Here is a 1,563-nt window from a genome sequence, read left to right as displayed (position 1 = left end):
GAAACAACACACACCATGTGCTGGTGTGGTGTTTCAGAACCGTAGAGTGGATGCGTAACATCTTTGTAGACAAGTCCTCGGCCTATTAGTACCAGTCAACTCGACAACACATTACTGTGCTTCCATTTCTGGCCTATCAACCCAATGGTCTGTTGGGGGCCTTAACCCACAAAGGGGTGGGATACCTCATCTTGGAACAGGCTTCCCGCTTAGATGCCTTCAGCGGTTATCCCTTCCGAACGTGGCCAACCAGCCATGCCCTTGGCAGAACAACTGGCACACCAGAGGTTCGTCCGTCCCGGTCCTCTCGTACTAGGGACAGCCTTCCTCAAGTATCCTACGCGCGCGGCGGATAGGGACCGAACTGTCTCACGACGTTCTAAACCCAGCTCGCGTGCCGCTTTAATGGGCGAACAGCCCAACCCTTGGGACCTACTCCGGCCCCAGGATGCGACGAGCCGACATCGAGGTGCCAAACCATGCCGTCGATATGGACTCTTGGGCAAGATCAGCCTGTTATCCCCGGGGTACCTTTTATCCGTTGAGCGACACCCCTTCCACCAGGTGGTGCCGGATCACTAGTCCCGACTTTCGTCCCTGCTCGACATGTCTGTCTCACAGTCAAGCTCCCTTGTGCACTTGCACTCAACACCTGATTGCCAACCAGGCTGAGGGAACCTTTGGGCGCCTCCGTTACTCTTTAGGAGGCAACCGCCCCAGTTAAACTACCCATCAGGCACTGTCCCTGAACCAGATCATGGCCCGAGGTTCAGATTCCCAATTCGACCAGAGTGGTATTTCAACAACGACTCCACAACAACTAGCGTTGCCGCTTCACAGTCTCCCACCTATCCTACACAAGCCGAACCGAAAACCAATACCAAACTATAGTAAAGGTCCCGGGGTCTTTCCGTCCTGCCGCGCGTAACGAGCATCTTTACTCGTAGTGCAATTTCGCCGGGCCTGTGGTTGAGACAGCCGGAAAGTCGTTACGCCATTCGTGCAGGTCGGAACTTACCCGACAAGGAATTTCGCTACCTTAGGATGGTTATAGTTACCACCGCCGTTTACTGGCGCTTAAATTCTCAGCTTCACCCCCGAAGGGATTAACCGGTCCTCTTAACGTTCCAGCACCGGGCAGGCGTCAGTCCATATACATCGTCTTGCGACTTCGCATGGACCTGTGTTTTTAGTAAACAGTCGCTTTCCGCTGGTCTCTGCGGCCACCCACCCCTAGCTTGCAAGAAGCTTCAGGATGTTTGGCCCCCCTTCTCCCGAAGTTACGGGGGCATTTTGCCGAGTTCCTTAACCACAGTTCACCCGATCGCCTTGGTATTCTCTACCTGACCACCTGTGTTGGTTTGGGGTACGGGCCGTGCATGCACTCACTAGAGGCTTTTCTCGGCAGCATAGGATCACTCTACTTCGCCTCAAACGGCTACGCATCACGTCTCAGCCTCATGGAACACGGATTTGCCTATGTTCCGGCCTACACGCTTACACCAGGACAACCATCGCCTGGCGGAGCTACCTTCCTGCGTCACCCCATCGCTTGACTACTAC

General features: G+C 54.7%; 1 rRNA gene. It reads right to left on the bottom strand.

What is annotated here, in order from left to right:
• Window positions 1-65: 65 nt before the first annotated feature.
• Window positions 66-1,563: ribosomal RNA gene (locus ACLJQF_RS48815) — 23S ribosomal RNA — on the bottom strand; the annotation flags it as partial.

Origin of the sequence: Amycolatopsis sp. lyj-109 (assembly GCF_046548995.1) — a bacterium.
Lineage (GTDB): Bacteria > Actinomycetota > Actinomycetes > Mycobacteriales > Pseudonocardiaceae > Amycolatopsis.
The sequence above is the reverse complement of the archived record's forward strand: the minus strand, read 5'-3'. Positions and strand labels throughout refer to the sequence as shown.